Source organism: Pseudoalteromonas sp. SR45-1 (assembly GCF_014163655.1).
Classification (GTDB): domain Bacteria; phylum Pseudomonadota; class Gammaproteobacteria; order Enterobacterales; family Alteromonadaceae; genus Pseudoalteromonas; species Pseudoalteromonas distincta.
On record NZ_JACJDR010000059.1, the window covers coordinates 1 to 252 of the forward strand.

Sequence of the window (252 nt, forward strand, 5' to 3'; positions counted from 1 at the left end):
TAACCATACAACGCCAAACGCGTTTTATGCGACAGTTTGACAGAAGTTAATATAACTAAAGTAGATATTACTGAAAAGACTTAAAAAATATTATCAGATATTTTCCAAATTCAGTTAGTGCGTAGCGATACGGATTAACGCCCAAATTTGCTTGGTGACAATAGCGTTTTGGACCCACCTGACTCCATGCCGAACTCAGTAGTGAAACGAAACAGCGCCGATGATAGTGTAGCATTTGCTATGTGAAAGTAG

The 252-nt window shown here is 38.5% G+C and carries 1 rRNA gene; it reads left to right on the forward strand.

The window, feature by feature from the left end:
* Positions 1 to 150: 150 nt before the first annotated feature.
* A 5S ribosomal RNA gene (rrf, locus tag H5089_RS20515) occupies positions 151 to 252 on the forward strand; the annotation flags it as partial.